Origin of the sequence: Streptomyces sp. NPDC047061, from assembly GCF_040643955.1 — a bacterium.
In the GTDB taxonomy this organism is placed as follows: Bacteria; Actinomycetota; Actinomycetes; order Streptomycetales; family Streptomycetaceae; genus Streptomyces.
On sequence record NZ_JBEYVI010000010.1, the window covers coordinates 84,547 to 108,949 of the forward strand.

The 24,403-nt window shown below is 70.1% G+C and carries 22 protein-coding genes and 1 riboswitch; of the genes, 9 read left to right on the top strand and 13 right to left on the bottom strand.

The window, feature by feature from the left end; translation table 11 throughout:
* The first annotated feature begins 55 nt into the window (after positions 1-55).
* Together ABZ887_RS17195 and ABZ887_RS17200 are read left to right on the top strand one after the other, a co-directional pair.
* Entirely contained in the window at positions 56-835 is a 780-nt protein-coding gene (locus ABZ887_RS17195) for an SDR family oxidoreductase (protein WP_361289850.1), read from the top strand.
* 50 nt (positions 836-885) lie between these two features.
* Complete coding sequence (locus ABZ887_RS17200; RefSeq protein WP_361289537.1) at positions 886-1,467, top strand: hypothetical protein; 582 nt, start codon at positions 886-888, stop codon at positions 1,465-1,467.
* Positions 1,468-1,585: 118 nt separating this feature from the next.
* Here the strand turns inward: ABZ887_RS17200 and ABZ887_RS17205 are convergent, their stop codons facing one another.
* Together ABZ887_RS17205 and ABZ887_RS17210 are read right to left on the bottom strand one after the other, a co-directional pair.
* Positions 1,586-2,779, bottom strand: a complete 1,194-nt coding sequence (locus ABZ887_RS17205; protein WP_361289540.1) for an extracellular solute-binding protein — start codon at positions 2,777-2,779, stop codon at positions 1,586-1,588.
* A gap of 216 nt (positions 2,780-2,995) precedes the next feature.
* Positions 2,996-4,435, bottom strand: a complete 1,440-nt coding sequence (locus tag ABZ887_RS17210) for a gamma-aminobutyraldehyde dehydrogenase (RefSeq protein WP_361289543.1) — start codon at positions 4,433-4,435, stop codon at positions 2,996-2,998.
* Positions 4,436-4,600: 165 nt separating this feature from the next.
* Between ABZ887_RS17210 and ABZ887_RS17215 the strand changes: the two genes are divergently transcribed.
* From ABZ887_RS17215 to ABZ887_RS17245, 7 genes are all read left to right on the top strand, one after another.
* Positions 4,601-5,119, top strand: a complete 519-nt coding sequence (locus ABZ887_RS17215; protein ID WP_089098474.1) for an Lrp/AsnC family transcriptional regulator — start codon at positions 4,601-4,603, stop codon at positions 5,117-5,119.
* Positions 5,104-6,486 (top strand): aspartate aminotransferase family protein, encoded by a 1,383-nt coding sequence (locus tag ABZ887_RS17220; RefSeq protein ID WP_361289546.1) that lies wholly within the window; start codon positions 5,104-5,106, stop codon positions 6,484-6,486. Before ABZ887_RS17215 ends, ABZ887_RS17220 begins: the two co-directional genes overlap by 16 nt.
* A gap of 193 nt (positions 6,487-6,679) precedes the next feature.
* Positions 6,680-7,420 (top strand): ATP-binding cassette domain-containing protein, encoded by a 741-nt coding sequence (locus tag ABZ887_RS17225; RefSeq protein ID WP_361289549.1) that lies wholly within the window; start codon positions 6,680-6,682, stop codon positions 7,418-7,420.
* On the top strand, positions 7,402-8,871 hold the full coding sequence (locus tag ABZ887_RS17230; protein ID WP_361289552.1) for a hypothetical protein: 1,470 nt from the start codon (positions 7,402-7,404) through the stop codon (positions 8,869-8,871). The genes ABZ887_RS17225 and ABZ887_RS17230 overlap by 19 nt, the downstream gene beginning before the upstream one ends.
* 112 nt (positions 8,872-8,983) lie before the next feature.
* The gene (locus ABZ887_RS17235; RefSeq protein ID WP_361289555.1) at positions 8,984-9,391 is read left to right on the top strand and encodes a VOC family protein; all 408 of its coding nucleotides are present in this window, start codon (positions 8,984-8,986) and stop codon (positions 9,389-9,391) included.
* A gap of 16 nt (positions 9,392-9,407) precedes the next feature.
* Positions 9,408-10,574, top strand: coding sequence for an LOG family protein (locus ABZ887_RS17240; RefSeq protein WP_361289558.1), 1,167 nt, complete (start codon positions 9,408-9,410; stop codon positions 10,572-10,574).
* Positions 10,575-10,713: 139 nt separating this feature from the next.
* The gene (locus ABZ887_RS17245) at positions 10,714-11,445 is read left to right on the top strand and encodes an LAETG motif-containing sortase-dependent surface protein (protein ID WP_361289560.1); all 732 of its coding nucleotides are present in this window, start codon (positions 10,714-10,716) and stop codon (positions 11,443-11,445) included.
* A gap of 79 nt (positions 11,446-11,524) precedes the next feature.
* Here the strand turns inward: ABZ887_RS17245 and ABZ887_RS17250 are convergent, their stop codons facing one another.
* From ABZ887_RS17250 to rpsB, 11 genes are all read right to left on the bottom strand, one after another.
* On the bottom strand, positions 11,525-12,550 hold the full coding sequence (locus ABZ887_RS17250) for an ABC transporter ATP-binding protein (protein WP_361289563.1): 1,026 nt from the start codon (positions 12,548-12,550) through the stop codon (positions 11,525-11,527).
* A complete protein-coding gene (locus ABZ887_RS17255; protein WP_361289854.1) occupies positions 12,550-14,148 on the bottom strand; it encodes an iron ABC transporter permease in 1,599 nt (532 codons plus the stop codon). The genes ABZ887_RS17250 and ABZ887_RS17255 overlap by 1 nt, the downstream gene beginning before the upstream one ends.
* A 44-nt stretch (positions 14,149-14,192) precedes the next feature.
* A complete protein-coding gene (locus ABZ887_RS17260) occupies positions 14,193-15,269 on the bottom strand; it encodes a thiamine ABC transporter substrate-binding protein (protein ID WP_361289857.1) in 1,077 nt (358 codons plus the stop codon).
* 78 nt (positions 15,270-15,347) lie between these two features.
* Positions 15,348-15,455: riboswitch (TPP riboswitch) on the bottom strand.
* A 43-nt stretch (positions 15,456-15,498) separates the two neighbouring features.
* Positions 15,499-16,605 (bottom strand): 23S rRNA (adenine(2503)-C(2))-methyltransferase RlmN, encoded by a 1,107-nt coding sequence (gene rlmN / locus ABZ887_RS17265; protein ID WP_361289566.1) that lies wholly within the window; start codon positions 16,603-16,605, stop codon positions 15,499-15,501.
* A 68-nt stretch (positions 16,606-16,673) separates the two neighbouring features.
* The gene (locus ABZ887_RS17270) at positions 16,674-17,462 is read right to left on the bottom strand and encodes a VOC family protein (RefSeq protein WP_361289569.1); all 789 of its coding nucleotides are present in this window, start codon (positions 17,460-17,462) and stop codon (positions 16,674-16,676) included.
* Between the two features lie 37 nt (positions 17,463-17,499).
* On the bottom strand, positions 17,500-18,744 hold the full coding sequence (locus ABZ887_RS17275) for a cytochrome P450 (RefSeq protein WP_361289572.1): 1,245 nt from the start codon (positions 18,742-18,744) through the stop codon (positions 17,500-17,502).
* 375 nt (positions 18,745-19,119) lie between these two features.
* Positions 19,120-20,139, bottom strand: a complete 1,020-nt coding sequence (locus ABZ887_RS17280; RefSeq protein WP_361289860.1) for a phosphatidate cytidylyltransferase — start codon at positions 20,137-20,139, stop codon at positions 19,120-19,122.
* 320 nt (positions 20,140-20,459) lie between these two features.
* The gene (frr, locus tag ABZ887_RS17285; RefSeq protein ID WP_089098486.1) at positions 20,460-21,017 is read right to left on the bottom strand and encodes a ribosome recycling factor; all 558 of its coding nucleotides are present in this window, start codon (positions 21,015-21,017) and stop codon (positions 20,460-20,462) included.
* Positions 21,018-21,163: 146 nt separating this feature from the next.
* On the bottom strand, positions 21,164-21,922 hold the full coding sequence (gene pyrH, locus ABZ887_RS17290; RefSeq protein WP_361289575.1) for a UMP kinase: 759 nt from the start codon (positions 21,920-21,922) through the stop codon (positions 21,164-21,166).
* A 214-nt stretch (positions 21,923-22,136) separates the two neighbouring features.
* Entirely contained in the window at positions 22,137-22,973 is an 837-nt protein-coding gene (tsf, locus tag ABZ887_RS17295) for a translation elongation factor Ts (RefSeq protein ID WP_361289578.1), read from the bottom strand.
* 190 nt (positions 22,974-23,163) lie between these two features.
* Positions 23,164-24,126, bottom strand: coding sequence for a 30S ribosomal protein S2 (gene rpsB / locus ABZ887_RS17300; protein WP_089098489.1), 963 nt, complete (start codon positions 24,124-24,126; stop codon positions 23,164-23,166).
* Between the last annotated feature and the right edge of the window lie 277 nt (positions 24,127-24,403).

Here is a 24,403-nt window from a genome sequence, read left to right on the forward strand (position 1 = left end):
CCCCGCCTGCTCGCCATCCCCCCTGTGTATCCACAGTTCGAGAAATTGGAGTGTCATGAACCTCAACCTGACCAACAAGACCGCCGTCGTCACCGGCGCCAGCCGGGGCATCGGACTGGCCACCGTCCGGACCCTGATCGGCGAGGGCGTCCGTGTCGTGGGCGCCGCCCGTACCGTCACGCCCGAGCTGAAGGAGACCGGTGCGCACGCGGTGGCAGCCGACCTGGGCACCGCGGAAGGGGTCTCCGCTCTCATCGACGGCGCGGTGGCCGAGCTCGGCGGCATCGATCTGCTGGTGAACAACGTGGGCGGCGGGGACGGGGCGACCGTCGGCTTCCTCGATGTCGCCGAGTCCGAGTGGACCAGCGCGTTCGACATGAACGTGCTCAGCACCGTCCGTGCCACCCGGGCGGCCCTGCCCAGCCTGATCGAGCGCCGGGGAGCGATCGTCAACGTCTCGTCCATCATGGCCCTGATGTCCGGAGGCTTCCCGCCCGCCATCAGCTCGGCCAAGGCGGCGGTCACCGCGATCGGCAAGGCGCTGTCCGAGGAGTTCGGTCCCCAGGGTGTACGGGTGAACACCATCTCCCCCGGGCTGGTCAACACCTCCATCTACCAGGACCCCGACGGCACGCTCAGCGAGTTGGCCGCCGCGTCCGGCATGAGCCTTGCCGAGTTCGTCGGTCAGCTGCCGAAGGCACAGAACGTCACGACCGGCCGCATGGCCGAGCCCGAGGAAGTGGCAGCCCTGATCGCGTTCCTGCTGTCCGACGCGGCCGGAAACATCACCGGCGCCGACCACATCATCGACGGCGGCACCGTCAAGACCGTCTGAATCCGACGGGCGAAGCTGTTCCGAGTGAGGGTGAGAAGGTAATGGAATCGGTGGACCAGCGGCCTCAGGGCGACGGATACGAACTGGAGCGGGACAACTGCATCCAGTTCTTCCTGGTGGACTTCGCCGGCTGGAACAACCGCAAGTGGGACGTGCACGAGCACTACCACTCGCCGGATGTCTACGTGGAAATGATGGGAGTGGCGACCACCGGCGTCGAGAAGCACATCGCCGACATGCAGAGCGTGATCAAGGAATTCCCCGACATGCTGATCCGGCAGCACACCCCGCCGGTAGCCGAAGGGGAATGGACCGCGTCCGTCGTCCACCAGGTCGGCTTCGGCCCCGACGCCACGTCCACGGCAGCCGTCCACCACCACCGCGGGGGGAAGATGGTCGAGGAGTACTGGTTCGGTCGAGCGCTGACCGAGGGTGAGCCGGACCCGTACGCCGACGAAGACCCGTTCATCACGATCACCAGCCCTGACAACCACCTGCTGCAGGTGTCGGTCGACGTACGGCCCGGCTGGAGTGTCGTCGTCCGAGGCAGCGAGGTGGGCAGGCGTTCGGCCACCTTCACCCTGCGGGAGGACGGTGAAGTCGTCGAGCAGCTCCGGTTCCTCGCGGCCTGAGCGGTACGCCGCAACGTCCTGCCCCGTTCCGAGTGAGCCCGGGCACACTCCCTCCAGTGCCACCTATCCCTCTTTTGTGCCAACCAGCAATCCTCGTCACAAGCCGACTGTCCGCCCTCTACAGCCCCACGATCTGGTTCCACCGCTTGGCGAACTCGACGCGTTCCGTCGACGTGATGTCGCGGGCGATGGCGAGGCGCTTGCGCATGGCCGTGTTCGGGAAGATCAGGGGGTTGTCGGCGAGGGCGGCGGTGTCCTTGTCCTTGGAGTCGGCGAGGACCTGCTGGGCGGCCGGGACGGGGCAGACGTAGTTGACCCAGGCGGCCAGTTCGGCGGCCACCTGGGGGTCGTAGTAGTAGTCGACGAGGCGTTCGGCGTTGGCCTTGTGGTCGGCCCGGTCCGGGATCATCAGGGAGTCCGACCAGAGTTCCGCGCCCTCCTCGGGGACGAGGAAGCGGATGTCGGGGTTGTCGGCCTGGAGCTGGATGACGTCGCCGGAGTAGGCCTGGCAGGCCAGGACATCCCCGCTGACCAGGTCCTTGGTGTAGTCGTTGCCGGTGAAGCGGCGGATCTGGTCCCGGTCCACCTGCTGCTGCACCCCGTCGCAGACGTTGTGGAAGTCGTCGGCCGTCCACTTGGTGATGTCCACGCCGTTGCCCTGCATGAGCAGCGCGAACGCCTCGTCGAGGCCGGAGAGCAGGGTCACCCGGCCCTTGAGGTCGCTCGCCCACAGGTCCTTGACGTGCCGGATCTCGCGGCCGAGCTTCCTGCGGTTGTACGCGATGCCGGTGATGCCCGACTGCCACGGCACGGTGTAGAGGCGGCCCGGGTCGAAGGCGGGCGAGCGGAGCAGCGGGTCCAGGTACTTCGCCACGTTCGGCTGCTGGGCGCGGTCCATCTTCTGGACCCAGCCCAGACGGACGAACCGCGCGCACATCCAGTCGCTGATGACGATCAGGTCCCGGCCGGTGGACTGGTGGTTCATCAGCGCGGGGCTGATCTTGCCGAAGAACTCGTCGTTGTCGTTGATCTCCTCGATGTAGTCGACGGAGATCCCGGTGCGCTTCTCGAAGGCGTCGAGGGTGGGCCGCTTGTTCGGGTTGTCGTCGTCCACGTCGATGTAGAGCGGCCAGTTCGCGAAGACCAGCCTGTGGTCCGTGGCGGACGCGTCGGTGACGGCGCGGTCGCCGGCCTTGACGTAGGCGGCGGGCACCCCGCAGCCGGCCAGCGCGCCGAGCGCGGCGGTGCCGCCGAGCGCGCGCAGCAGGGAGCGACGGGAGAGCGCGGGCGTCTGAGCAGAGATCTGGGGCACACCTGAAGGATGTCGCGCCCGCCGGTTGCCGGGCAATCGACGCTGCGTCGAGCCGCTTGACACGGACCGGACACCTTGTCGATGACCTAGGTCAACACGGTGTTACTTCGCGACCCCGGCAAGGAGCAACGCCCCGAAAGGGGCGCGGGGCTGCATCGCGATTTGCGGCTTCCGCCGCGTGGGCGCGACCAGCCCCCCACGCACCCGCGGCCGAACTCAGCCCTCCAGCGACGTCATCACGTGCTTGATCCGCGTGTAGTCGTCGAACCCGTACGCCGACAGGTCCTTGCCGTACCCGGACTTCTTGAACCCGCCGTGCGGCATCTCCGCGACCAGCGGAATGTGCGTGTTGATCCACACGCAGCCGAAGTCCAGCCGCTTGGACATCCGCATGGCGCGCCCGTGGTCCTTGGTCCACACCGAGGACGCGAGGGCGTACTCGACGCCGTTGGCCCACTCCACGGCCTGGTCCTCGTCCGTGAAGGACTGGACGGTGATGACCGGTCCGAAGACCTCGTTCTGGATGATCTCGTCGTCCTGCTTGAGGCCGGAGACGACGGTCGGCGCGTAGAAGTACCCCTTGTCACCGACCCGCTGCCCGCCGGTCTCGACCTTGGCGTGGGCGGGCAGCCGCTCGATGAAGCCGGCGACCTGCTTGAGCTGGTTCGGGTTGTTCAGCGGCCCGTACAGCACGTCCTCGTCGTCCGGCTGGCCCGTCTTCGTCTCGGCGGCGGCCTTGGCGAGCGCCGCGACGAACTCGTCGTGGATCGACTCCTGCACCAGCACCCGCGTCGCCGCCGTACAGTCCTGCCCGGCGTTGAAGAAGCCCGCGACGGAGATGTCCTCGACGGCCTTGGCGATGTCCGTGTCCTCGAAGACGACGACCGGCGCCTTGCCGCCCAGCTCCAGGTGGACCCGCTTGACGTCCTTGGCCGCCGACTCGGCGACCGAGATGCCGGCCCGCACGGAACCGGTGATGGAGGCCATCGCCGGGGTCGGGTGCTCGACCATCTGCCGACCGGTCTCGCGGTCGCCGGTGACGACGTTGAAGACGCCCTTCGGCAGGATCCCGCCGACGATGTCCGCGATCAGGACGGTCGACGCCGGGGTGGTGTCCGACGGCTTCAGGACCACCGTGTTGCCCGCGGCGATCGCCGGGGCGAACTTCCACACGGCCATCATCATCGGGTAGTTCCACGGCGCGACCTGCGCGCAGACGCCGACCGGCTCGCGGCGGATGATGGAGGTCATCCCCTCCATGTACTCGCCGGCCGACCGGCCCTCCAGCATCCGGGCCGCGCCCGCGAAGAACCGGATCTGGTCGACCATCGGCGGGATCTCCTCGGAGCGGGTGAGCCCGGTCGGCTTGCCGGTGTTCTCCACCTCCGCCGCGATGAGTTCCTCGGCCCGCTCCTCGAACGCGTCCGCGATCTTCAGCAGGGCCTTCTGCCGCTCGGCGGGCGTGGTGTCGCGCCAGCCCGGGAAGGCCGCGGCCGCGGCCGCCATCGCGGCGTCGACGTCCGCCGCCCCGGACAGCGGGGCCGTCGCGTACGCCTCGCCGGTCGCGGGGTTGACCACCTCGGTGGTCCGCCCGTCGGCGGCGTCCCGGAACTCACCGTCGATGTAATTGCGCAGACGACGCAGCTCGGTGCTCACTGCCGGCCCTCCAAGTTCGGGTGTCCATTCACTGAGACACCCACAGTAATCCGAGATCCCACGTTTTCAACACCCCCACGGCCGCCACGTCTGCGAAATCCGCAATCCACGACACCTCAAACAACGAATTTCATCGATGCGGCCTTGCGGAACCGTCGAGACGTCGTGCACAGTGAGGTCGTGGCCAGTCGAAGCGCAGACCAGAGGGACTCGTCCCGCGAGTCCAGGAACGGCACCCCCCAGTTGGACGCCGTTTCCCTCGCCATCATCCAGCAGCTCCAGGAGGACGGCCGCCGTCCGTACGCCGCGATCGGCAAGGCCGTGGGCCTGTCCGAGGCGGCCGTGCGCCAGCGCGTCCAGAAGCTGCTGGACCAGGGCGTGATGCAGATCGTCGCCGTCACGGACCCGCTCACCGTGGGCTTCCGCCGGCAGGCGATGGTCGGCGTCAACGTCGAGGGTGATGTCGAGTCGATAGCCGACGCACTGACGGCCATGTCGGAAGTCGAGTACGTGGTGATGACCGCGGGCTCGTTCGACATCCTCGCGGAGATCGTCTGCGAGGACGACGACCACCTGCTGGACGTCATCAACAAACGCATCCGGGCGCTGCCCGGCGTGCGCTCCACCGAAAGCTTCGTCTATCTGAAGCTGAAGAAGCAGACCTACATGTGGGGAACCCGATAACCGTGACCCAGAAGGACCTCAGCCGCACCGCGTACGACCACCTGTGGATGCACTTCACCCGCATGTCCTCGTACGAGAACTCCCCCGTCCCGACCATCGTCCGGGGCGAGGGCACCTACATCTACGACGACAAGGGCAAGCGCTACCTCGACGGTCTCGCCGGTCTGTTCGTGGTCCAGGCCGGTCACGGCCGCACGGAGCTCGCCGAGACCGCCTTCAAGCAGGCCCAGGAGCTGGCGTTCTTCCCGGTGTGGTCGTACGCCCACCCGAAGGCCGTCGAGCTGGCCGAGCGCCTCGCCGACCACGCCCCGGGCGACCTGAACAAGGTCTTCTTCACCACCGGCGGCGGCGAGGCCGTCGAGACCGCCTGGAAGCTCGCCAAGCAGTACTTCAAGCTGGTCGGCAAGCCCACCAAGTACAAGGTCATCTCCCGCGCGGTCGCCTACCACGGCACCCCGCAGGGCGCCCTGTCCATCACCGGCCTGCCGGGCCTCAAGGCCCCCTTCGAGCCGCTGGTCCCCGGCGCGCACAAGGTGCCGAACACCAACATCTACCGCGCCCCGATCTTCGGCGACGACCCGGAGGCCTTCGGCCGCTGGGCCGCCGACCAGATCGAGCAGCAGATCCTCTTCGAGGGCCCCGACACCGTCGCCGCGGTCTTCCTGGAGCCGGTCCAGAACGCGGGCGGCTGCTTCCCGCCCCCGCCCGGCTACTTCCAGCGGGTCCGCGAGATCTGCGACCAGTACGACGTGCTGCTCGTCTCCGACGAGGTCATCTGCGCCTTCGGCCGCCTGGGCACGATGTTCGCCTGCGACAAGTTCGGCTACGTCCCGGACATGATCACCTGCGCCAAGGGCATGACCTCGGGCTACTCCCCGATCGGCGCCTGCATCATCTCCGACAAGCTCGCCGAGCCGTTCTACAAGGGCGACAACACCTTCCTGCACGGCTACACCTTCGGCGGCCACCCGGTCTCCGCGGCGGTCGGCCTCGCCAACCTCGACCTGTTCGAGCGGGAGAACCTCAACCAGCACGTCCTGGACAACGAGGGCGCCTTTCTCTCCACCCTGCAGAAGCTGCACGACCTGCCGATCGTCGGCGACGTCCGCGGCAACGGCTTCTTCTACGGCATCGAGCTCGTCAAGGACAAGGCCACGAAGGAGTCCTTCAACGACGAGGAGACCGAGCGCGTCCTGTACGGCTACCTCTCCAAGGCCCTGTTCGAGAACGGCCTGTACTGCCGTGCCGACGACCGCGGCGACCCGGTCGTCCAGCTCGCCCCGCCGCTGATCTCCAACCAGGAGACCTTCGACGAGATCGAGCAGATCCTGCGCGCCACCCTCTCGGAGGCGTGGACGAAGCTCTGATCATCAGCCCAGCGGTCTGATTCAGCCCCGGCCCCGGCGCCGTCCGTTCGAGTGAGAACGACGGCCCGGGGCCGTGTGCTGTCCGGGCTCCGCCCCCGACCTGCCTAGCGTGCACGTGACCGATCGGCCCAGCCTTCGTTCCCCCGGACGTGGGAAGGCACGGCAAAACGGATCAGAACCGAGGTGTACGCCCATGGAGGCCCCGCCGGACAACGACGTGCTGTGGGCACGCTCCCTGCACTTCCGCCACCAGGACGGCTCACCCGGGATCACGGGCATCTCGCTCGGTGTGCGGGAGGGCGAGATCCTCGCCGTGAGCGGTCCGCGCGGCAGCGGCAAGACGACGCTGCTGAGATGCCTGGCCGGCCTGGTCCCGGCGCAGGGCGGCGAGGTCTGGTTCAACAGCAAGGCCGTGCACCGGATGGGCCCGTTCGCCCGTGAACGGCTGCGGCGCGACCGCTTCGGCTGGATCGACCCGGCCCCGACGCTCGTCCCCGAGCTGAACGTCTGGGAGAACACCGCGCTGCCCCTGATGCTGCGCGGCACCAGCAGGCGCCGGGCCAAGGTGGCCGCGCTGGAGTGGCTGGAGCGCCTCGACGTCGGTGACAAGGCCCGCAAGCACCCGGCCGAGCTCCAGCAGGCCGAACGCCAGCGCGTCTCCATCGCCCGCGCCCTCGCCCCCGCGCCCACGGTCCTCTTCGCGGACGAGCCGACGGCACCGCTGCACCGCGCCGACCGCGCCCACGTGCTGCGCACGCTCACCACGGCGGCCCGCTCGCACGGCATCACGGTGGTCCTCGCCACGCACGACGCGGAGACGGCGGCCCTCGCCGACCGCAAGGTCACGCTCCTCGACGGCCGCCGGGTGCACACGGTCCACCTCCCGCCGGTCCCCGAAGCGGAAGGCCGGGCCGAGTGCTCGCTCTCCGTCTGACCCGCGCCGCCCGCCCGGCCGTCCACCTGCGCCGCCTCCTGGTGGCCGCCGCGGCGGCGGGCACGGGCTTCCTCCTCCTCTCCGCCCTCGGCTACGCGCTGACCCACCCGAGCCACTCCACGGCGGCGCTCCTGCGCCTGTCCTGGTGCGCGATCCCGCTCGCCACCACGGTGTACCTCGCGGTCGCGGTGGCCCGCACCGACCCCGGCGCCAGGCCGCGCACCGGACTGTCGGCCATCGGCCTGGGCCCGGCCCGCCTGATGGCGATCGCCGCCCTCAACACGGCCCTCGCCTGCACCCTGGGCTCCCTGCTGGCCCTCCTGGTCTTCCTCCACCTGCGCGGCGACCTCACGGGCATGCCGTTCGACGGCGCGGCGAAGGACTTCCTGGCGGCGAACAGGTCCCTGCCCGTCCCCGCGGCCCTGACCCTCCTGACCATCCCCCCGCTCCTCGCCTCCGCGACGGTCGCACTGACCCTCCGCCCCCGCGACCTGCCCCACCCCGCCACCCGGTCCCGCATCTACGGCCGCTTCGGCGCCTACAGCAGAACAGCGAAGCCCGAATCCTTCGGCACCTACGGCCGCTTCGGCGCCCGCTTCTTCCGCGGCCCTGCTCCCCACACCCAGCCCGCAGACGACACCGAGCCCCCCGTTCAACCCGTTCAGCCCGCGGGCAGTCGTGCCGCTGGGGCGGCACGGGTGGGCGCTGGGGGTCCCCCCTCTGGGGGAGGCACCCTGCCAGCGCCGGCAAGCGACACCCCGCCCGCCCCAGCCTCCGCAGACGGCACCCTCCAAGCGCCGCCAAGCGACACCCCGCCCACCCCGGCCCCAGCACACGGCACCCCGGCACCCGACCTCCCCTGGGGCGTCGCCGTCCTCGCCGCAGGCCTCGCCGTGGAGTCCTACGCCGGCCTCACCGAGACCACCCCCCGCACCGCCCTCCCCGGCGGCCTCGCCGTAGGCCCCGTCGGCGTCCTCGCCGGCTGGTCCCTCACCGCCCTCGGCCTGATCCTCGCCGCCCCCGGCCTCACCCACCTCTGCGGCCGCCTCCTCCAGTCCGTCCGCCCCGGCGCCCGCCGCCTCCTCGCCGGCCGCGTTCTGATGACGGAGGCCACCCGCCTCGGCCGCCCCCTCGGCGTGGTCTGCGCGGTGGCGTCGGCGGCCTTCGCGGCCACCGCCCTCTCCGGCGACGACGGCGGCGCCCCCGCCTTCGGCCCCCTCACGACTCTCGGCGGCCTGCTGGTGACCGGCTGCACGGTCGCCACCCTCCTCACCGCCGCCGTGGAGGCCCGCGAGTCCCGTGCCGACACCACCGCGGCCCTGGTCCGCCTGGGCGCCCCGGCGACCGTGCTGCGCGGCGCGGCGGCCCTGCGCGCCGGCGCCCTGCTCACCTTCTTCGGCCCCCTCACCCTCCTGATCGCCGAGCTCGCCGCACTCCCGCTCGCACGCTGAAAGGCCGTACGAACAGATCCGGACCCGAACGGGTCCGGACCCGGCGATGACTTTCGCCGGGTCCCCCGGTCTATCCCCGCGAACGGCACGACACCCGAGGGAGAGACCCCACATGTACCAGCAGATGATCTTCGTGAACCTGGCCACCGACGACGTCGCCGCGTCCCGGAAGTTCTTCACGGAGCTGGGCTATTCGATCAACCCCCGGTTCAGCGGCGACGACTGCTCCTGTGTCGTGATCAGCGACACGATCATCGCGATGCTGCTCAGCAAGCAGCGCTACGCCGACTTCACGAAGAAGGAGATCGCCGACTCGACGAAGACCAGCGAGGTACTGCTCTGCCTGAGCGCGGAGAGCCGCGAGAAGGTCGACGAGCTGGTGGCGAAGGCGGTCTCGGCCGGCGGCACGGCGAACGACGACATCCAGGACCAGGGTTTCATGTACGGCCGTTCCTTCGAGGACCTCGACGGCCACTCCTGGGAGATCGTGTGGATGGACCCGGCGGCGGTCCAGGGCTGACGCCTAGAGTGGGCGGGTGCCTCCGACACCCGCCCAGCGCCCCGCCCCGCCGCATCCCGCCCAGTCCCGGCCCGCGCAGCCGCACCGCGCCGCCCGTGACCGTGAGATCGAGTCCCTCGCCGAGTTCGACGAGGTCGTCGCCGCGCACGGGACGCTTGCCCGGTACCGGCTCCAGGCCGTCGATCTGACGGACCGTACGGACGCCCTGCTGGCCACCGACACCACCGGTGCCGTCTTCCTCGGCTGCCCGATGTCCGCCGAGGCCGCCGCCCGGGTCGGCGCGTCCGGCGCCCTGGTGTTCCCGCCGGTCCCGGACCTCCCCTTCGACCCCTACCGCGCCTTCGTCTACACGCCCGGCGAGCTGTTCGAGTCGCTCGACGCGGGCTACGAGGCGACCCCGGACGCCCGTTCGTACGCCTGGTTCGAGCAGACCAGGGCGGACGGCGACATATTCGGCTCGATGCTGCGCTCGATCCACGACGACGCGGTCTCCGACGCCCTGGACGAACTCCTCGTCGGCGCCCGGGTGGTGGGCGTGATGGGCGGGCACGCGATGGCCCGCGGCACAGCAGAGTACGCCGGTGCCGCCCGGCTCGGCCGGGAGCTGGCGCGGGCCGGCTTCACGGTGGCGACCGGCGGCGGGCCGGGCGCGATGGAGGCGGCGAACCTCGGCGCGTACGCGGCGCCCTTCGACGACGTGATGCTCGACGAGGCCCTGGAACTCCTCGCCAAGGCGCCGTCGTTCCGGCCGTCGGTCACCGACTGGGCGCGCGCCGCCTTCGAGGTCCGCGAGCGCTGGCCGGACGGCGGCCCGTCGGTCGGCATCCCCACCTGGTTCTACGGCCACGAGCCGCCGAACGCCTTCGCCGCGCACATCGCGAAGTACTTCGCCAACGCCACCCGCGAGGACGGCCTGCTGGCCCGTTCCAACGCCGGTGTGGTGTTCCTGCCGGGTGCCGCCGGGACCGTACAGGAGATCTTCGACAACGCGACGCCCAACTACTACGAGTCACGGGGCGAGCCGACCCCGATGGTGCTCGTGAACGAGGCGCACTGGAGCGAGAAGCTGCCGGCCTGGCAGCTGCTGACCTCGCTCGCCGGGGAGCGCGCGATGGCGTCCCGTATCGCCCTCGTTGACCGGATCGAGCAAGCTTCACAGGCACTGAAACGCCTCGGTGATTAATAAGCGGGCAAAGTCAACGCACGTGGACCGCATATGCATTGACACTACTTATGGAGCGCTTATAGACCTGTGAGCCTCCCGGGGATGCTGATGCCTCACCTCACCGTTGCGTCAACTCCCCCCACTACCCCCCGCAGTTATGCACTCAGTAAGGACAAACGTGTCCATATCCCGCCGCAGCGCGCGTCGTTCCGTGCGCATCCTGGGTGTTGCCTCCGCGTCGGCCGCGCTGGTTCTGAGCTTCTCCAGCAGCGCTCTCGCGTGCAACATCAAAGAGTTCTCCGCCGAAGCCACCTGCGACGGCTCCAACGGTGTCATCACGGTGACCGATCAGGACGCCACTGGTACGCCGGCCACCATCACTGTCTTCCTGGAGACCAACGGCGCCGACGCCAAGCAGGTCGGCGACGAGCAGACCGTCAAGGGCTCCGCGAAGGGTACGCAGGTCACCTTCTCCGAGGACTGGGCGCCCGACGCGACGTATCGCGTCCACGTCAAGGTCGACAGTGGCAAGACCCAGATCGACACGGACATCACGCCGAACCTGACGACCCCGTCGACGGCGTGCAAGTCCGACGACAGCGCCAGCCCCTCCCCGTCGGAGTCGGCCACCCCGTCGCCGTCGGAGTCCGAGTCCACCCCGGCCGAGTCGGACTCCCCGACCCCGTCGGCCACGGACAGCAGCAGCACCGCCCCGGCGTCCACGTCGGACAACGCCCCGTCCCCGGCCGTCGGTGAGTCGAACCTCGCCGAGACCGGTGCCAACTCCAACACCGGCCTGATCGCCGGTATCGCCGCCGCGCTCGTGGCGGTCGGCGGTGGCGCGGTCTGGTTCGGCATGCGCCGTCGTGGCGCGCACAGCGCCAACTGACGCACCTCACACTCGTACATCGTCGAGGCCCGTCCCCGTATCCCCGGGGGACGGGCCTCGGCCGTACCCGCGCACGCGGTCAGTCCAGTACGACGGTCTCCGCCGCGTCGAACTCGACGCCCACCGCGTCCCCGGCCTCGGGTGCCTCCCGCAGCGCGCAGGCCGCCGCCAGACGGGGGCCGCCGCCGTCCCGGGGCTGGAGGTGGACGGTGACATGGGTGCCCTGGAAGGTGCGCGCGGCCACCGTGCAGGGCAGCCCCGCGTCGGCGGCGACCAGCCGTACGCCGGCCGGCCGTACGAGCAGGGTCCGCGTCCCCTGCCCGGAGCCCTCGGGCACCGGCACCTTCCCCCACGGCGTCACCGCGACCGTTCCCTCGACGGTCGCCGGGACCACGTTGTCGAAGCCGAGGAAGCGGGCCACGAACTCGTCCGCGGGCCGCTGCCAGACGTCGAGGGGCGTGCCGGACTGGGCGATCCGCCCGTCCCGCATCACCACCACCCGGTCGGCCAGCGCGAACGCCTCGCCCTGGTCGTGCGTCACGGCGAGCACGGTGGTGCCCAACCGCCCGAACAGCTCCCGGAGTTCGACCACGAGCCGCTCCCGCAGCGAGCGGTCGAGCTGCCCGAGGGGTTCGTCGAGCATCAGCAGCCGGGGCCGGGGCGCCAGCGCCCGGGCGAGCGCCACCCGCTGCTGCTCCCCGCCGGAGAGCCCGGCGACGGCCCGGCGGGCCGCACCCGGAAGCCCCACCAGCTCCAGCAACTCACCGACCCGCTCGGCCTGTTGTGCTTTCCCTTCGCCGCGCATCCGGAGCCCGAAGGCCACGTTCCCGCCCACGTCCCGCTGCGGGAACAGCTGGTGGTCCTGGAACATCAGCCCGACCCCCCGCCGATGCGCGGGCACCCGAGCCTGGTCGTGCCCGTCGAGCAGCACCCGCCCGGAGCCCAGCGGTTGCAGCCCGGCCACCGCCCGCAGCAGCGTCGACTTGCCGCTTCCGCTCGGCCCGAGCACGCACACCACCTCCTGCTGGGCGACTTCGAGATCGACGGCGTCCAGCACGGCCCGACCACCGAACCGCACGGTGGCCGCGTCGAGAGTCAGCAGCATCAGAACTCCCCCGTCCGGTCGGTCCGCAGCCGCTCCAGGACCAGCAGCGCCACCGCGCACACCACCATCAGAATCGTGGAAAGGGCCATCGCCTGGCCGTAGTTGAGATCACCGGGGCGGGACAGCAGCCGGGCCACGGCGACCGGCAGGGTCGGGTTGTCCGGCCGCGCGATGAACACCGTCGCGCCGAACTCCCCCAGCGACACGGCGAACCCGAACCCCGCCGCGATCAGCAGCGCCCGGCGCACCATCGGCAGGTCGACCTCCCGCCACACCCGCCACGGCGCGGCCCCGAGCACGGCCGCCGCCTCCCGCAGCCGCTCGTCCACGGCCCGCAGCACGGGCAGCATGGTCCGTACGACGAAGGGGACGCCGACCAGCGCCTGGGCGAGCGGGACCAGGATCCAGGACTGACGCAGATCCAGCGGCGGCTTGTCGAGCGCGATCAGGAAGCCGAAGCCGACGGTCACCGCGGACACCCCGAGCGGCAGCATCAGCAGCGCGTCGAACCCCCGCACCAGCCGCCCCGCGTCCCGCCGGGCCAGTGCGGCGGCGGCGAGTCCGCCGATCACCACCGCGATGGCGGTGGCCGCGACCGCGTACTCCAGGGAATTGACCACCGACTCGATCGGCGCGACCAGGAAGGTCCCGCCGTCCGCGTCGCCCAGCGCCCGGTAGTACCCGAACCCCCCGTCCAGCGACCGCCGCACCAGCACGGCCAGCGGCAGCACGAGCAGCACGGCGATGGTGGCCAGGACCCCGGCGAGCAGCGCCCACTGCCCGGCCCCGCGCGGCCGGCGTGCCGTCACCGACGGGTCCACCAGTCGCAGGGCGCTCTCCCGCCGCCGTACCGTCCACGCGTGCACGGCGAGGATCGCGCCGACCGCCACGAACTGCACGATCGTCAGGACGGCGGCCGTGGAGAGGTCGAAGATCTCGGAGGTCTGCCGGTAGATCTCCACTTCGAGGGTGGAGAAGGTGGGCCCGCCGAGGATCTGCACCACGCCGAAGGAGGTGAAGGTGAACAGGAACACCATCAGCGCGGCGGCGGCCACGGCGGGCGCGAGCGCGGGCAGCGTGACCTTCCGCCAGGCGCCCAGCGGGGAGGCGCCGAGCATCCGGGCGGCCTCCTCCTGCCGGGGGTCCAGCTGGGCCCAGAGCCCGCCCACGGTCCGTACGACGACCGCGTAGTTGAAGAAGACGTGCGCCAGCAGGATCGCCCAGACGGTGGTGTCGAGCCGTACCCCCCACCACTCGTCCAGCAGCCCGCCGCGCCCGACGAGCGCGAGGAAGGCGGTCCCCACCACGACCGTCGGCAGCACGAAGGGAACCGTCACCACGGCCCGCAGCACCTGCTTGCCCGGGAAGTCGAGGCGGGCGAAGACATGGGCGGCGGGCAGCGCGGCCAGCAGGGTGAGCGCGGTGGAGGCGAGCGCCTGCCAGGTGGTGAACCAGAGCACGTGCCGGATGTCGGACTGGCCGAGGACGTCGGCGATCCGCCCGAGCCGCCAGACCCCGTCGACCTTCAGGCCGCGGCTGACGATCGCGGCGACCGGCCAGGCGAAGAAGACGCCGAAGAACGCGACGGGCACGAGCATCAGCCCGAGCCGCGCCGCGCTCCCCGAACGGCCCTTGTGCGGGGCTACTTCAGTACGAGTGACGTCCACGTCTTGACCCACTGGTCACGGTTGGCGGCGATCTTGTCGGGCGCCATGGTCTCGGGATCCTGGGCGGCGGGCCCGTACTTCGTGAACTCGGCGGGCACGCTCGCGCCCTTCACCACCGGGTACACGAACATGTTCAGCGGCATGTCCTCCTGGAACTCCCTGGAGACCAGGAAGTCGATGAGCGCCTTGCCGCCCTTGGTGTTCCCGGCGTTGCTCAGCAGTCCCGCGAACTCGATCTGCCGGAAACAGGTGCCGGTCGCGACGCCGGTGGGCGCGGTGCTCGGCTTCGGATCGGCGTAGATGACCTCGGCGGGCGGCGAGGAGGCGTACGACACGACGAGCGGCCGGTCGCCGCCCGCCTTCTTCCCGCCGGCCGAGCCGGAGAACTCCTCGTTGTAGGCCTGCTCCCAGCCGTCGACGACCTTGACGCCGTTGGCCTTGAGCTGCTTCCAGTAGCCCTGCCATCCGCTGTCCCCGTACTGCGCCGCGGACCCGAGCAGGAAGCCGAGCCCCGGCGAGGAGGTGGACGCGTTCTCGGTGACGAGGAGGTTCTTGTACTGGGGCTTGACGAGGTCGGCGTACGACGTCGGCGGGGTCAGCTTGTGCTTGCTGAAGTACGCCTTGTCGTAGTTGACGCAGATGTCGCCGTAGTCGATGGGCGTGACCCGGTGCTCGGCCGCGTCGAGTTGGTACGCCGTACCGACCGTGTCGAGCCCCTTCGCCGCGTACGGCTGGAAGAGACCGTTGTCGAGGGCCCTGGAGAGCAGGGTGTTGTCGACGCCGAAGAAGACGTCGCCCTGCGGGTTGTCCTTGGTCAGGATCGCCTTGTTGACGGCCTGCCCGGCGTCACCGTCCTTGAGGACCCTGACCTTGTAGCCGGACTGCTTCTCGAAGTCCTGGAGCACGTTCTTGGAGACGGCCCACGAGTCGTGGCTGACGAGGGTGACGGTCTTGGAGTCGGAGCCGGACCCGCTGTCCGACGACGAGCACGCGGACAGCGTCACGAGCCCGAGCCCGACCGCCGCGGCCACGAAGGTTCTGGTGTGCCTGATGTGCACTGGTTCATTCCTCCTGGAGTTGACCAGGAAGAGACGCGGCCCTGCCCGCGGTGTGCGGGCAGGGCGCAACAGCTTGAGTGATGACCGAACTTCCTACCCAGAATGACCTGGGCGAGGTTCAGAGGGTCTGCGGCCCGGTTGCCGCACTCTCAGCGCTGTGGCGCTCCCCTGTCGGATTATGAAGATGTGTTGGCCAGATCCTACCGCTCGGTGTCCAGGGCGGTTACCTCTCGGTGGCCGCGAGCTGACCACAGGCGCCGTCGATCTCCTGGCCCCGGGTGTCCCGGACGGTGACCGGTACCCCGTGCGCCTCGATCGCCTCGACGAACGCCTTCTCGTCCTCCGGCCGCGACGCGGTCCACTTCGAACCCGGCGTCGGGTTCAGCGGGATGAGGTTGACGTGCACGGGCTTGCCCTTGAGCAGGCGCCCCAGCCGGTCCCCCCGCCAGGCCTGGTCGTTGATGTCGCGGATGAGCGCGTACTCGATGCTGAGCCGCCGCCCGCTCTTCTCGACGTACTCGAAGCCGGCGTCTAGGACCTCGCGCACCTTCCACCGCGTGTTCACGGGGACGAGGGTGTCGCGCAGTTCGTCGTCGGGGGCGTGCAGCGAGATCGCGAGCCGGCACTTGAAGCCCTCGTCGGCGAACCGGTGGATGGCCGGGACGAGTCCGACGGTCGAGACGGTGATCCCGCGCTGCGAGAGCCCCAGTCCGTCCGGCGCCGGATCGGTGAGCGCCCGGATGGCGCCGACCACCCGCTTGTAGTTGGCGAGCGGCTCCCCCATCCCCATGAAGACGATGTTGGACAGCCGCGCGGGCCCGCCGGGCACCTCGCCGTCCCGGAGCGCCCGCATCCCGTCGACGATCTGATGGACGATCTCGGCGGTCGACAGGTTCCGGTCGAGCCCCGCCTGTCCGGTCGCGCAGAACGGGCAGTTCATCCCGCAGCCGGCCTGCGAGCTGATGCACATGGTCACCCGGTCCGGGTAGCGCATCAGCACCGACTCGACGAGCGTCCCGTCGAAGAGCTTCCACAGCGTCTTGCGGGTCGTCCCCTCGTCGGTCGACAGATGCCGCACGACGGTCATCAGCTCGGGGAACAGCGCCTCCCGCAGCTTGTCCCGCGAGCCGGCCGGGATGTCCGTCCACTGCTCGGGGTCGTGCGCGTACCGCGCGAAGTAGTGCTGCGAGAGCTGCTTGGCACGAAACGGCTTCTCCCCGACCTCGGCCACCGCGTCCTTGCGCTCGGCGGGCGAGAGATCGGCGAGATGCCGCGGCGGCTTCTTGGCTCCGCGCGGCGCGACGAAAGTGAGTTCTCCGGGCTTAGGCATAACCCAACCAGTGTCGCAGATCAACTGCGGTGGCCCGCGACCGTGGGTTTCGGCGGGAGTCCGGGGGCTCAGCGCCCGGCGGTCGTGATGATGGCGAGGAGGGCGCCGAAGGGGTCGAGGAACATGGCGAAGCGGCCGATGCCCGGGGCTTCGGTGACCGGGATGAGGACGGTGGCTCCGGCCCCGGTGGCCCTGGCCAGCGTGGCGTCGCAGTCGGTCACCTCGAAGTACGGGTGCCACTCCGGGGTGGATCCGGCGTCGAGGTTGGCCTGGGGCAGCTGCATCAGCCCGCCGTGGGCCGCCGCCGGGCCTGCGCCGGCCGGGGTGAGGATCGTGTAGGTCAGCCCCGGGCCCATCGGCACGTCGCGGGTCTGCCAGGAGAAGACCGACTCGTAGAAGGCCTTCGCCGCGCTCGCGTCGGTGGTGTACAGCTCCGTTCTGGCGAGGCTGCCGGGGACCGCGACGAGGTCCAGGCCCTGGGTGTCGCCCGGCTGCCAGACCGCGAAGTCCGCGCCGGTGGGGTCGGTGAAGGCGGCCGCCCGGCCGGCGGTGAAGACGTCCGCCGGGGCGACCCGGACGGAGCCGCCCGTCTGTTCCACGGCCTTGGCGGTGGCGTCGGCGTCCGGGGTGTGGAAGTACACCGTCCAGGACGGGCTCGCGCCCTCCTCGGTGAGCGGGCCGATCCCTGCGAGCGTCCCGCCGTCCTGCTCGAAGAAGCCGTAGCCGCCGGCCTCCGGTCCGGCCGACCGGTGCTGCCAGCCGAAGACGGCGGAGTAGAAGGCGGCGCTCGCGTCGGTGTCGGGGGTGCCCACGTCGAGCCAGTTCGGGGCGCCGGGAACGTACTGGGTGGTCAGCATGGCGGGGTCCTCCTCGGCCGTCCGCGGCCGTCTTCGCTCACCAGGTCACGGGCAGCGTACGCGGTCCCCGGATCAGGCCCTGGCGCTGGAACTCGACCTCCTCGGGAGGTACCGCCAGGCGGATGTCCGGGAAGCGCGCGAGGACCGAGCCGATCATGGTCTCGGCCTCCATGCGGGCCATGATCGCGGCCATACAGTGGTGGGGGCCGTGGCCGAAGGCCAGGTGGGGGCCGTTGGTGCGGTCGAAGTCCAGGTCGTCGGGGTCGGTGAAGACCGCGGGGTCGCGGTTGGCGGCGACATAGGCGTTGTAGACGACCTCGCCGGCCCGGATCAGCTGGCCGCCGACCTCGACGTCCTCGACGGCGACGCGCGGGATGCCGACGCCGTTGCGGTGCGGGACGTAGCGGAACAGCTCGTCCACGGCCTTGGGGAGCAGCTCCGGCTCACGGCGCAGCCGGTCCAGGTGCTTGGGGTGGGTGAGCAGCGCGTACATCATCGAGCCGCTGTTGTTGCGGACCGCGTGGCCACCGCTGACCTGGATGGCGGTGGCCAGGGAGATCGCCTCGTCGCCGGTGATCTCGCCGTCCGCGGTGGCCTGGGCCAGCACCCCGGCGAGGTCCTCGCGGGGCTCCTCGCGGCGGCTCTGCAGCAGCTCGGAGATCCGGGCCCGGGTGGTGCGGGCGGCCTCCCGGGCGCGCGCCTCGGCGTCGGGGCCCGCGGAGAGCAGCGCCTCGCCGGTGGCCGCCCAGCGGTGCCAGTCCTTCTCGTCGACGCCGAGGAAGTCACGGATCACGGCGATCGGGAAGGGGCCGTGCAGATGCTCCATGAGGTCGGCCGGCGGGCCCGCGGCCTCCATCGTGTCGAGGAGTTCACCGGCCCGGCGCTCCGCCATCGGCCGCAGCCGCTGCATGGCCCGCCCGGTGAAGGCCCGGGCGACGACCCGGCGCAGCCGGTTGTGCCGGGGCGGGTCGATGTACTGGAGGCCCGCCGTCTGGGAGGCCACGGGCGCCGGGCGCATGCTGGTGATGTCGCGGCCGACGACCGCCTCCCGGGAGAAACGCGGGTCGGAGGTGACGAAGCGGACGTCCTCGTAGCGGGTGACCAGCCAGGCGTCCCCCTCGCCGTGCGCGAGCCTGATCCGGGTGACCGGCTCGTCGCGCAGCAGTTCGTCCAGGAACGGGTCCGGGTCGAGCGCGGGCAGATCGTCGACGGGCCAGAACCGCACCGGCGGAGGAGGCGGGGTCGGGGACGGGGTGGAGGCCGGGGCCGGGTCGAGGGGCATGGGCACACTCCCTGCACGTCGGAGGACACAGCGTCCTCACAGGGAGTCTGCCTCCGACCGGCATGACCATGCGATTTCTGCTGCGTCATCCGGGGCCGGGATACCGCCGAGCCCCCGCCCTGTGAAGGACGGGGGCTCGCCTACGACAGCTGCACGGCAGCCACTGCCGACGTGTCTGTAGATCGGCCACCGCTGACGAAGGAGATCGGTCGCCGCCGACGAAGGAGCTCAGCCGCGGCCGGCGAAGCGGATCAGCCACTGCCGACGAACAGCACCATCAACAACCACACCACCGGCGCCGTCGGCAGCAGCGAGTCCAGTCGGTCCATGCTGTGTCGACCTGCCGCTACCGCGGCGTGGCGCCGTGGCCCACCGTCACCCACTCCCGACGAACAAGACCATCAACAACCACACCACCGGCGCCGTCGGCAGCAGCGAGTCCAGTCGGTCCATGATGCCGCCGTGGCCCGGGAGCAGCGTGCCCATGTCCTTGATGCCGAGGTCCCGCTTGATCATGGACTCGCCGAGGTCGCCGAGTGTGGCGCTGCCGGCGACCGCGAGGCCGAGCAGCAGGCCCTGCCACCAGGTGCCGTCGTCGATCAGGAACTGCATGCACAGCGCGCCCGCGACCATCGCGAACAGCACCGCGCCGACCAGGCCCTCGCGGGTCTTGCCGGGGCTGATGCGCGGAGCGAGCTTGTGGCTGCCGAAGCGCCAGCCGACCGCGTAGGCGCCGGTGTCGCTGACCACCGTGAGGAGCAGGAAGGTCATGACCCGGAACGGGCCGTCGTCGGCGGTGAGCATCATCGCCACGAACGTCGCCAGGAACGGGACGTAGAACGCCGCGAAGAGACCCGCCGTGACGTCCTTGAGATAGCCCTCCGGCGGTTCCGTCATCCGCCAGACCAGGATGGCCAGACCGGTGAGAGCCAGGGCCACCCAGGCACCCTCCGCGCCCCGGGCGTAGCCGGCCACCACCATCGCGGCGCCGCCGAGCGCCAGCGGGACCAGGGGCGCCTTGATGCCCTTGCGCTCCTGGAGCCTGCTGGTCAGTTCCCACAGGCCGACCACGACCGCGACCGCCACGACGCCGACGAAGACGGCCTTGACGACGAACAGGGACGCCACGATCACGACGCCCAGTCCGACGCCGACACCTATGGCCGCACCCAGGTCGCGCCCCGCGCTCTTCTTCTGCGGCACGGGCGCCGGCTGTGGGGCGTCGGGCATGGGCTCCGGATTCTGCGGCGCCGCCGCGTGAGGCAGGGGCTGCGCCGACGGGGTGTCGTTGCGGAACGTCTCGTCTCGGAACAAGGGGCCGCTCAGCCGAGCGGCCCCCCGGTCGTCGTCCTGGTCTGAGCCGTACGCGGGTACGTCGTCGGGCACGATGGGCATGGGGCGAGTCTGCTGCGCGTTCTGCGCATCGTACGCGGGACCCGCCGGGACGGCTCCCTGGACATGCCCCTGGTCATAGCCGTGGCCACGGCCGAGGTCGTACCCCTGGCCGGGACCGTACCCCTGGCCGGGACCGTAGCCCTGACCAGCACCGTAGCCCTCGGCGGAGACCGGCCCGTGGCCGTGGTCGTAGCCCTGGCCGGTGCCCTGATCGTTCGGTCCCCAGTACCCGGCCGGTGATCCGGCCTGCCCGGCGGGTGAGCCCGCCTGCCCGGCCTGCGGCCCGGCGTGCGGCGGGGCTCCCCAGGATGAGTCGTTCATCAGACTTCGAGAAGCTCCGCTTCCTTGTGCTTGAGGAGCTCGTCCACCTGCGCGACGTACTTCGCGGTGGTGTCGTCGAGCTCCTTCTCGGCGCGGCGGCCCTCGTCCTCGCCGACCTCGCCGTCCTTGATCAGCTTGTCGATGGCGTCCTTGGCCTTGCGGCGCACGGAGCGGATGGAGACCTTGGAGTCCTCCGCCTTGCCCTTGGCGACCTTGATGTAGTCGCGGCGGCGCTCCTCGGTGAGCTCCGGGAACACCACCCGGATGATGTTGCCGTCGTTGCTCGGGTTGACGCCCAGGTCCGAGTCGCGGATCGCCTGCTCGATGTTGCGCAGGGCCGTCTTGTCGAACGGGGTCACGACCGCCATGCGCGGTTCCGGCACGGAGAACGAGGCCAGCTGGTTGATCGGCGTCGGCGCGCCGTAGTAGTCGGCCACGATCTTGTTGAACATCGCCGGGTGCGCACGGCCGGTGCGGATCGCGGCGAAGTCCTCCTTGGCGACCACGACGGCCTTCTCCATCTTCTCCTCGGCTTCGAGGAGGGTCTCTTCGATCACCACTTGCTCCTGCGTGTCTTGAGTAAGGCCCGGCTGCGGTTCCGTTGCGGGGCGGCGGCCGGCTGCGTCGCGTCTTCTTTCCCTGACGGTTCCCGACCGGCAGGACATTGTCCATCCCCCGGTCAGGGTGCGTCAGGCGGTGCCGGTCAGTCCCGGCTGCCCTGTTCACCCACCAGCGTGCCGATCTTCTCACCCTTGACGGCGCGCGCGATATTGCCCTCCGCCAGCAGCTCGAAGACGAGGATCGGCAGCTTGTTGTCGCGGCAGAGCGTGATCGCGGTGGCGTCGGCGACCTTGAGCTCGCGGGTGATGACCTCGCCGTAGCCGAGGGAGTCGAACTTGACGGCGTCGGGGTTGGTCTTGGGGTCGGAGTCGTAGACCCCGTCCACGCCGTTCTTGCCCATGAGCAGCGCCTCGGCGTCGATCTCCAGGGCGCGCTGGGCGGCGGTGGTGTCGGTGGAGAAGTACGGCATGCCCATACCGGCGCCGAAGATGACCACACGGCCCTTCTCCAGGTGGCGCACGGCGCGCAGCGGGATGTAGGGCTCGGCGACCTGACCCATGGTGATCGCGGTCTGCACCCGGCTGTCGATGCCCTCCTTCTCCAGGAAGTCCTGGAGGGCGAGGCAGTTCATCACGGTGCCGAGCATGCCCATGTAGTCGGAGCGGGCCCGGTCCATGCCGCGCTGCTGGAGTTCGGCGCCGCGGAAGAAGTTGCCGCCGCCGATGACGACGGCGACCTGTGCGCCGTCGCGGACGACGGCCGCGATCTCGCGGGCGATCTTGTGCACCACGTCCGGGTCCACGCCCAGGCCCCCGCCACCGGAGAAGGCCTCTCCGGACAGCTTCAGCAGAAACCGGCCGTGTACTTTGCCGTCGTCGCTCTTCTGGGCCTTGGTGGTCATGGAGATCCCGCCTCTTTCACGTGTTGCACATACGCATACGAAGAAGGCCATTGCCGGTGGGGTCGCTTTTCGCTGCCCATGCGCGGCAATGGCCTCCTCGTCAGATCTGCCGCCGTCCGTCACGTCCCTGGGTGTGGCGGTGTGTACGGACGACTGCTGTCGACCGACCCTATCGGGATTTCCCCGTGGGTCGCGCGTCGATCGCGGTACGGACTCAGATGCCGACCTTGATGCGCGTGAAGCGCTTCAGGGTGACACCGGCCTCGTCCAGAACCTTCTGGACCGACTTCTTGTTGTCGAGCGCGTACGGCTGGCCGAGCAGCGTGGCGTCCTTGAAGAAGCCGTTCAGACGACCCTCGACGATCTTGGCGATCGCGGCCTCGGGCTTGCCCTCGGCGCGGGTGGTCTCCTCGGCGATGCGGCGCTCGGACTCGACGACGTCGGCCGGCACGTCCTCCTTGGCCAGGTACTTCGGCGCGAAGGCGGCGATGTGCTGGGCGACGCCCTTGGCGATCTCGGCGTTCGGCTTGTCCAGCTCGACGAGGACACCGATCTGCGGCGGCAGGTCGGGCATCGTGCGGTGCATGTAGGCCGTCACGTAACCGTCGGCGTACTGCGCGAAGCGGTCCAGGACGATCTTCTCGCCGAGGTTGGCGTTGGCCTCGTCGACGAACGCCTGGACGGTCTTGCCGGGCTCGATCTCGGAGGCGAGCAGCGCCTCCAGGTCGGCCGGAGCGGACTTCGCGACGTGCTCGGCGATGGTGTTGGCGACGGCCTGGAACCTGTCACCCTTGGCGACGAAGTCCGTCTCGCACTTCAGCTCGACAAGGACGCCGGAGGAGTTGTCGTCGGCGATGATCGAGACCACGGCGCCGTTCTCGGCGGAGCGGCCCTCGCGCTTGGCGACGCCCTTCTGGCCCTTGATACGGAGCGCCTCGACAGCCTTGTCGACGTCGCCCTCGGCCTCGTCCAGGGCCTTCTTGCAGTCCATCATGCCGGCGCCGGAGAGCTCGCGGAGCTTCTTGACGTCAGCGGCGGTGTAGTTCGCCATGAGTCTGTAAGTCTTTCTCGAAGTCTGGAAGATCGAAGATCTGCGCGTCTGCGATCCACATGAATTCCATGGATTCCATGTGCGGATTCCACCTGCAGGGGTGGATCGCGGACCGTTGGCTGACCTACGGATGAACGGTGGGGGCGGAGTTCATGCCGCCGCCCCCACCGTCAACGCTTCAGCAGAGGGGTCAGGCCTGCTCGGCGTCCGCGGCCGGAGCCTCGACAACGGCCTCGGCGGCAGCCGGAGCCTCGACAACGGCCTCAGCGGCGGCCGGAGCCTCGACAGCAGCCTCGGCGGCGGCCGGAGCCTCGGCCTGCTCGGCGTCGGCGACCTTCTCGGTCTCGGCGGAGGTCTGGACCTCGGCGTCGTCCGCCTTCTTCTCGCCCTCGAGCAGGTCGCGCTCCCACTCGGCGAGCGGCTCGCCGGCGGCCTTCTCGCCCTTGTCACCGGTGGCGACGCGGGAACGGGAGATGAGGCCCTCGGCGACCGCGTCGGCGATCACGCGGGTGAGCAGGGTGACGGAGCGGATCGCGTCGTCGTTGCCCGGGATCTTGTAGTCGACCTCGTCGGGGTCGCAGTTGGTGTCGAGGATCGCGACGACCGGGATGTTGAGCTTCCGGGCCTCACCGACCGCGATGTGCTCCTTCTTGGTGTCCACGATCCAGACGGCGCTGGGCACCTTGGACATCTCGCGGATACCACCGAGGGTCTTCTCCAGCTTGGCCTTCTCGCGCGACAGCACGAGAAGCTCCTTCTTGGTCAGACCCGACGCGGCGACGTCCTCGAAGTCGATCTGCTCGAGCTCCTTGAGGCGCTGCAGACGCTTGTAGACGGTCGAGAAGTTGGTGAGCATGCCGCCCAGCCAGCGCTGGTTGACGAAGGGCATGCCGACGCGGGTGGCCTGCTCGGCGATGGCCTCCTGCGCCTGCTTCTTCGTGCCGACGAACATGACCGTGCCGCCGTGGGCGACGGTCTCCTTGACGAACTCGTAGGCGCGGTCGATGTACGACAGCGACTGGAGCAGGTCGATGATGTAGATGCCGTTGCGCTCGGTGAAGATGAAGCGCTTCATCTTCGGGTTCCAGCGACGGGTCTGGTGACCGAAGTGGACGCCGCTCTCCAGCAGCTCCCGCATCGTGACGACGGCCATGGCCATCTCCTTGAATTTCTCGGTTGTGCCGCGGGTGCCGGACGGCTCCCGCGCCTGACGCCCGGGTGCGCTGTGCCGCGAAGGACCGAGAAGCGCTGACATCTGCTTGTGAGGGCCAGATGTCGGGGCGTGCGAAGTCGACCCGGTGACCCGGATCGCCAACAGAAGTGTACGGGACCGGCGAGGTACCGGGTGACGCCGCTGTCCACAACTCGGGAGTAATCCACAGGTACCGGCCATGATCGGCCGGGGCGCGGGACGGTTTGACCATGTTGGT

Bases quoted from the DNA above. Each gene is read 5' to 3' on its own strand.
- ABZ887_RS17250 (WP_361289563.1), bottom strand. From the start codon at position 12,550: ATGCTGCTGACTCTCGACGCGGCCACCGTGCGGTTCGGTGGTCGGGCC.
- ABZ887_RS17275 (WP_361289572.1), bottom strand. From the start codon at position 18,744: ATGCCCCTCGACCCGGCCCCGGCCTCCACCCCGTCCCCGACCCCGCCT.
- tsf (WP_361289578.1), bottom strand. From the start codon at position 22,973: ATGGCGAACTACACCGCCGCTGACGTCAAGAAGCTCCGCGAGCTCTCC.
- ABZ887_RS17235 (WP_361289555.1), top strand. From the start codon at position 8,984: ATGTACCAGCAGATGATCTTCGTGAACCTGGCCACCGACGACGTCGCC.
- ABZ887_RS17245 (WP_361289560.1), top strand. From the start codon at position 10,714: ATGCACTCAGTAAGGACAAACGTGTCCATATCCCGCCGCAGCGCGCGT.
- ABZ887_RS17280 (WP_361289860.1), bottom strand. From the start codon at position 20,139: ATGCCCATCGTGCCCGACGACGTACCCGCGTACGGCTCAGACCAGGAC.
- ABZ887_RS17225 (WP_361289549.1), top strand. From the start codon at position 6,680: ATGGAGGCCCCGCCGGACAACGACGTGCTGTGGGCACGCTCCCTGCAC.
- rlmN (WP_361289566.1), bottom strand. From the start codon at position 16,605: ATGCCTAAGCCCGGAGAACTCACTTTCGTCGCGCCGCGCGGAGCCAAG.
- ABZ887_RS17255 (WP_361289854.1), bottom strand. From the start codon at position 14,148: ATGCTCGTGCCCGTCGCGTTCTTCGGCGTCTTCTTCGCCTGGCCGGTC.
- rpsB (WP_089098489.1), bottom strand. From the start codon at position 24,126: ATGGCCGTCGTCACGATGCGGGAGCTGCTGGAGAGCGGCGTCCACTTC.
- pyrH (WP_361289575.1), bottom strand. From the start codon at position 21,922: ATGACCACCAAGGCCCAGAAGAGCGACGACGGCAAAGTACACGGCCGG.
- ABZ887_RS17270 (WP_361289569.1), bottom strand. From the start codon at position 17,462: ATGCTGACCACCCAGTACGTTCCCGGCGCCCCGAACTGGCTCGACGTG.
- ABZ887_RS17195 (WP_361289850.1), top strand. From the start codon at position 56: ATGAACCTCAACCTGACCAACAAGACCGCCGTCGTCACCGGCGCCAGC.